Origin of the sequence: Streptomyces sp. LHD-70, assembly GCF_031157275.1 — a bacterium.
GTDB lineage: Bacteria > Actinomycetota > Actinomycetes > Streptomycetales > Streptomycetaceae > Streptomyces.
On record NZ_JAVIFW010000001.1, the window covers coordinates 1,079,493 to 1,085,731 of the forward strand.

7 protein-coding genes and 1 rRNA gene are annotated in these 6,239 nt (G+C 67.3%); 5 read left to right on the forward strand and 3 right to left on the reverse strand.

The genetic code is table 11. The features are described from left to right. The first annotated feature begins 80 nt into the window (after positions 1 to 80). The 3 genes from RCO28_RS04875 to RCO28_RS04885 all read left to right on the forward strand — a co-directional run bounded on the left by RCO28_RS04875 (position 81) and on the right by RCO28_RS04885 (position 2,522). The gene (locus RCO28_RS04875) at positions 81 to 878 is read left to right on the forward strand and encodes an ABC transporter ATP-binding protein (RefSeq protein WP_308939635.1); all 798 of its coding nucleotides are present in this window, start codon (positions 81 to 83) and stop codon (positions 876 to 878) included. Positions 879 to 979: 101 nt separating this feature from the next. Then, on the forward strand, positions 980 to 1,408 hold the full coding sequence (locus RCO28_RS04880; RefSeq protein ID WP_308939636.1) for an NfeD family protein: 429 nt from the start codon (positions 980 to 982) through the stop codon (positions 1,406 to 1,408). 154 nt (positions 1,409 to 1,562) lie between these two features. Next, complete coding sequence (locus RCO28_RS04885) at positions 1,563 to 2,522, forward strand: SPFH domain-containing protein (RefSeq protein WP_308939637.1); 960 nt, start codon at positions 1,563 to 1,565, stop codon at positions 2,520 to 2,522. A gap of 81 nt (positions 2,523 to 2,603) precedes the next feature. Here the strand turns inward: RCO28_RS04885 and RCO28_RS04890 are convergent, their stop codons facing one another. The 3 genes from RCO28_RS04890 to RCO28_RS04900 all read right to left on the reverse strand — a co-directional run bounded on the left by RCO28_RS04890 (position 2,604) and on the right by RCO28_RS04900 (position 4,685). Then, positions 2,604 to 3,116, reverse strand: a complete 513-nt coding sequence (locus tag RCO28_RS04890; RefSeq protein ID WP_308939638.1) for an HNH endonuclease — start codon at positions 3,114 to 3,116, stop codon at positions 2,604 to 2,606. Positions 3,117 to 3,316: 200 nt separating this feature from the next. Next, positions 3,317 to 3,853, reverse strand: coding sequence for a YbhB/YbcL family Raf kinase inhibitor-like protein (locus RCO28_RS04895; RefSeq protein ID WP_282539292.1), 537 nt, complete (start codon positions 3,851 to 3,853; stop codon positions 3,317 to 3,319). A gap of 49 nt (positions 3,854 to 3,902) precedes the next feature. Then, on the reverse strand, positions 3,903 to 4,685 hold the full coding sequence (locus tag RCO28_RS04900) for a sporulation protein (RefSeq protein ID WP_308939639.1): 783 nt from the start codon (positions 4,683 to 4,685) through the stop codon (positions 3,903 to 3,905). Between the two features lie 169 nt (positions 4,686 to 4,854). On the opposite strand from RCO28_RS04900, the gene RCO28_RS04905 reads away from it, so the two are divergent. Next, positions 4,855 to 5,496, forward strand: coding sequence for a DNA-3-methyladenine glycosylase (locus RCO28_RS04905; protein ID WP_308939640.1), 642 nt, complete (start codon positions 4,855 to 4,857; stop codon positions 5,494 to 5,496). 664 nt (positions 5,497 to 6,160) lie between these two features. Continuing rightward, a 16S ribosomal RNA gene (locus tag RCO28_RS04910) occupies positions 6,161 to 6,239 on the forward strand; the annotation flags it as partial.

Sequence of the window (6,239 nt, forward strand, 5' to 3'; positions counted from 1 at the left end):
CGACCGGTGGCGTAGGTTTTACCGGGGGCTGCGTCCACAGACGCAAGCGAGACGAGACTGCAATGGGAGACAACGCGCTCATGAGCGATGTTCTGGAGCTGGTGGACGTATCCGTGGTCCGCGAGGGCCGGGCCCTGGTGGACCAGGTCTCCTGGTCCGTCAAGGAGGGCGAGCGCTGGGTCATCCTCGGCCCCAACGGCGCGGGCAAGACGACCCTGTTGAACGTCGCGTCCAGCTACCTCTTCCCCACCACGGGCACCGCCACCGTCCTCGGCGAGACCCTCGGCAAGCCCGGCACGGACGTCTTCGAGCTCCGCCCGCGCATCGGCGTCGCCGGCATCGCCCTCGCCGACAAGCTGCCCAAGCGCCAGACCGTCCTGCAGACCGTCCTCACCGCGGCCTACGGAATGACCGCCACCTGGCACGAGGACTACGAAGAGGTGGACGAGCAGCGCGCCCGCGCCTTCCTCGACCGCCTCGGCATGACGGCCTACGTCGACCGCAGGTTCGGCACCCTCTCCGAGGGCGAGCGCAAGCGCACCATGATCGCCCGCGCCCTGATGACCGACCCCGAGCTCCTCCTGCTCGACGAACCCGCCGCAGGCCTCGACCTCGGCGGCCGCGAGGACCTCGTGCGCCGCCTCGGCCGCCTCGCCCGCGACCCGATCGCCCCCTCGATGCTGATGGTCACCCACCACGTCGAGGAGATCGCCCCCGGCTTCACCCACGTCCTGATGATCCGCCAGGGCAAGGTCCTCGCCGCCGGACCCATCGAGCTGGAGCTCACCTCCCGCAACCTCTCCCGCTGCTTCGGCCTCCCGCTGGTCGTCGAGCAGAACGGCGACCGCTGGACGGCCCAGGGCCTCCCGCTGAGCTGAGCCCCGGCGCCGCGGCACGGCCCCCCGCCGTGCCGCCGCGCGCCCACGGGGGCCGAGGTGCACCCTGTCCCTCGGGCGACCTTCGCGCCTACGATGACCACGTGGACATCGACGCATGGGTGTGGTGGCTGATCGCGGCGGTCGGCCTCGGAATTCCTCTAGTCCTGACGGCAATGCCGGAGTTCGGGATGTTCGCGGTGGGCGCCGTCGCAGGCGCCGTGACGGCCGCCCTCGGCGGTGGCATCACCTTGCAAGTGGTGGTGTTCGCCGTCGTCTCGGTCGCCCTCATCGCGGTCGTACGCCCCATCGCCGCCCGGCACCGCTCGCAACAGCCCCAAGTCGCCTCTGGAATCGACGCGTTGAAGGGCAGGCGGGCCGAAGTGCTCGAGCGGGTCGACGCTCGCAGCGGCCGCATCAAACTCGCCGGCGAGGTCTGGTCCGCCCGCGCCCTCGACGACTCCCAGTCCTTCGAACCGGGCCAGCAGGTGGACGTCGTGGAGATCGACGGAGCGACGGCGATCGTCATGTGACCCCGACGCGGCGGACGTTGGCGTGAACTGACCGAACGTCCCCCGCGCACCGCGGTGGTCTGACAGACTCGACCACCAAGATCTTTCCGATGGTCACCGAGGCAATGGGTCACCAAGGCAATCACAAAGGCAAGAAGGGCTCGGGGGAACACCGATGGAACCGATCATCATCGTCCTCATCATCCTGGTGGTGCTCGTCTTCATCGCCCTGATCAAGACGATCCAGGTGATTCCGCAAGCGAGCGCCGCCATCGTGGAACGCTTCGGGCGCTACACCCGCACGCTCAACGCGGGACTCAACATCGTCGTCCCGTTCATCGACTCGGTCCGCAACCGCATCGACCTCCGCGAACAGGTCGTCCCCTTCCCGCCGCAGCCCGTGATCACCCAGGACAACCTGGTCGTCAACATCGACACGGTCATCTACTACCAGGTGACGGACGCCCGCGCCGCGACGTACGAAGTCGCCAGCTACATCCAGGCGATCGAGCAGCTCACCGTCACCACCCTGCGCAACATCATCGGCGGCATGGACCTCGAGCGGACCCTGACCTCCCGCGAGGAGATCAACGCCGCACTCCGCGGAGTCCTCGACGAGGCCACCGGCAAGTGGGGCATCCGCGTCAACCGAGTCGAGCTCAAGGCGATCGAGCCGCCGACCTCCATCCAGGACTCGATGGAGAAGCAGATGCGCGCCGACCGCGACAAGCGCGCCGCGATCCTCACCGCGGAGGGCATCCGCCAGTCCGCGATCCTCACCGCCGAGGGCGAGAAGCAGTCCGCGATCCTCAAGGCCGAAGGTGAGGCCAAGGCCGCGGCCCTGCGCGCGGAAGGCGAGGCCCAGGCCGTCCGCACAGTCTTCGAGGCCATCCACGCCGGCGACCCGGACCAGAAGCTGCTCTCCTACCAGTACCTCCAGATGCTCCCGAAGATCGCCGAGGGCGACGCCAACAAGCTCTGGATCGTCCCCAGCGAGATCGGCGACGCCCTCAAGGGCCTCTCCGGCGCCATGGGCAACTTCACCGGCATGGGCGGCGGTTCAGGCACCCCCACGGTGCCCAGCCCCACCAAGTCCCTCAGCCCCGAGCGCCGCGAACAGCCCCCGCTCGACTGACACCCCGTCACGCAGAAGGGCCCGCCTCCCGGTCGAGGAGGCGGGCCCTTCCACGTACTCACATCACGCCCGTACGGAACCTCAGGCGGCCGCCACGGGCTCCGGCAGCCAGTCCGGCAGCCCCGCCCGCCCGTCGGCGCCGAGCGCGAGCAGCATCGCGTCCGAGGGCGTCGGTACGTACGGCTCGAAGAGCAGCGGCATCCCGGCCTGCTCCGGCGTACGGTTCGCTTTGCGGTGGTTGTCCGGCGCGCACGAGGCGACGGTGTTCAGCCACGTGTCCCCACCACCCCGCGACTTCGGTACGACATGGTCCACCGTCGTCGCCCGACGCCCGCAGTACGCGCACTTGTGCTGGTCCCGGACCAGCACGCCCCGCCGCGACCACGGCGCCTGTCTTCGGAACGGCACCCGCACGAACCTCAGCAGCCGGATCACCCGAGGCACCGGCAGATCCACGGCGGCGGCACGCATCCGCAGCTCGGGGTGGGAGGCTTCGACGACGGCCTTGTCCTGCAGTACCAGTACGACAGCACGGTTCAGCGACACCGTCGACAGCGGCTCGAAGCTCGCGTTCAGCACCAGCGTGTCCCGCATTTCCGCCCACCCTCCCGTGTTGCACCTGCCCACCCCACGGCGGACTTGGATCAACTCTGGCCGGGCGCGCCGCATGGGACAACGGAATAAAAAATGCCCGTCCCTGATCACTTCCATGACCAGGGACGGGCAAACAGCCGGTGAACGATCGGCTTCCAGCCGGAACGCGTCGGAACGCGCCGGAGCGTGATCTCGAGCGATCAGCCCTCGTCGGCTGCCGTGTACTCACCGACGAGCTGCGCGCGCGCCAGCGTGTGGAACCGCAGATTGAAGCCGACGACCGCCGGCGAAGCGTCCGCGTCCGGCCCCAACTTCTCCTGATCCACCGCGTACACGGTGAACACATAGCGGTGCGCGCCGTCCCCGGGCGGGGGAGCGGCACCACCGAACTCCTTCGAGCCGTAGTCGTTGCGCGCGTGCACGGCACCCTCGGGAAGACCCTCGAACTTGCCGCTGCCCGCACCGGCGGGAAGCTCCGTGACCGACGCCGGAAGGTCGAAAAGCACCCAGTGCCAGAACCCGCTGCCCGTGGGCGCATCGGGGTCGAAGCACGTCACGGCGAAGCTCTTGGTGTTCTCCGGAAAACCCTCCCACCGCAGCTGCGGCGAGACATTGCCACCCGACAACACCTGGGCGTCCCCCAGCACCTCACCGGGCGCCACGTCCTCGCTCAGCACGGTGAACGACGGCACCTGCGGCAGGTGGTCATGGGGAAGCGGCGGCCTCTTGTCAGTCACGTCAAACCTCCGGTCCAGCGGTAGAGCCTGCTGCGCAAAAGCCTAGGCCCTAGGCCCAGTTGCGCTTGCTACCGACTTCCGACAGCCACTGATTGAGGTACGCGGCCCAGTCGGTCCCCTGGAAGTCAGCGAGTCCCACCTTGAACGCGCGGTACGAGTCGCTGCCCGAGGTGAACAGACCCGGCTTCTTGTCCATCTCCAGGACGACGTCCATCTCGCGGTCGTCGGCCACGAAGCTCAACTCGACCTGGTTGATGCCCCGGTACTGCTGCGGCGGCAGGAACTCGATCTCCTGGTAGAACGGCAACTTCTGCCGCGTACCGCGAATGCGACCGCGCTCCATGTCCGCGCTCTTGAAGCGGAAACCGAGCTGGATGAAGGCGTCGAGAATGGCCTGCTGCGCGGGGAGCGGGTGCACGTTGATCGGGTCGAGGTCACCCGAGTCCACCGCCCGAGCGATCTCCAGCTCCGTGGTCACACCGATGTTCATGCCGCGCAGCGCGGTGCCGTCGATCATCGTGACCGGTGTCTCCCAGGGAATCTCCAGCCCGAAGGGCACGGAGTACACCTGCTCCGCCTGCAACTGGAACGAGCCACCGAGCTGCTGCCGCGTGAACTCGATGTCCTGCTTCGTCTCCTGGTCCCCGCCCTCGACCTCGACGCGCGCCTGCAGACCGACGGAAAGACCCTCGATCTCCTGGTCCACGGACCCACCCTGGATCCGCACCTCACCCTGCACGACGCCACCGGGCACGGCATTGACCTCGGTGAGCACCGTCTCCACCGAAGCACCACCAGCACCCATGCTCGCAAGCAGCTTCTTGAACCCCATGGCTTCTCCCCGCACTCTCGTCCCAGCGGACGGTGAACTCTGACCTACGGTCTCTACGACCACTACAAACGCGATCCGGCCCTGGCCGGTTCCGCACCCTCACCCTGGCAAGGGCCGACCACCCTTGACCACCCACGCGCGAGCATCCCTTGCACTACGCTCGTACGCCATGATCGCGGCCCCTGACCGTACGCCCCTGCCCAGGGAGTTCTTCGACCGCCCCGTCCTCGAAGTAGCCCCCGACCTCCTCGGCCGCACGCTGGTACGCAGCACACCCGACGGCCCGATCCACCTCCGCCTCACAGAAGTGGAGGCGTACGACGGCCCCAAGGACCCGGGTTCCCACGCCTACCGAGGCCGCACGGCCCGCAACGCGGTGATGTTCGGCCCACCCGGTCATGCGTACGTCTACTTCACGTACGGGATGTGGCACTGCATGAATCTGGTGTGCGGCCCCGACGGCACGGCCAGTGCGGTGCTCCTGCGCGCCGGCGAGATCACGGAGGGCGCGGGGCTCACCCGGACCCGGCGCCGCTCGGCCCGCAACGACAAGGAACTCGCCAAAGGCCCGGCACGTCTGGCCACCGCTCTGGACATCGACCGGGCGCTCGACGGCACAGACGTCTGCGCCGAGCCGTCGTCCCCTCTGTCGATCCTCACGGGGACGCCGACCCCCGACGACCAGGTGCGCAACGGTCCGCGCACCGGAGTCTCGGGCGAGGGAGGGGTCCACCCCTGGCGCTTCTGGATCGCCAACGACCCTACGGTGAGCCCGTATCGGGCCCACAAGCCCCGCCGTCGCTCGACTTGACGCGGCCCCGGCGGATCCGTAATGTAGCCCGAGCCTCTTGAACCGGGTACTGCCTTCGACAGCAGCCGGAAGAGGCCAACCCACTCAATGCGACTTCCCTCAACGGGGTCAATTTCGGCATGCCCGGAATTGAATTCGTGGCCCGATTTTGAACGGCCAGGGAAATCCACTAGAGTTTGAGCGTCGGAACGGCCCAACAGCCGCAAAGACGCAGCAACATTCTCCGCTAACGCGGGGGCCAGTTGACTGGAAATCAGGCCCGAAAGGATCTGATACAGTCAACACCGCCGAAAGGCCCGGAAGGGCCGGAAAGCGCAGGGTCAATATCCCGCTAACGCGGGGCGGCCCCCGACGGAAAATCGGACACGAAAGAGTCTGATAGAGTCGGAAACGCAAGACCGAAGGGAAGCGCCCGGAGGAAAGCCCGAGAGGGTGAGTACAAAGGAAGCGTCCGTTCCTTGAGAACTCAACAGCGTGCCAAAAATCAACGCCAGATATGTTGATACCCCGTCTCCGGCCGTCACGGTCGGGACGAGGTTCCTTTGAAAGTCCTGCCGGGTCTTCGGACCGGGTAGGCAAACACAGCGAGGACGCTGTGAACGACCGGGACTATTCCTCCTGGTTGTTCCGCTCTCGTGGTGTTGAACCGGATTACCGGTAAACATTCACGGAGAGTTTGATCCTGGCTCAGGACGAACGCTGGCGGCGTGCTTAACACATGCAAGTCGAACGATGAAGCCCTT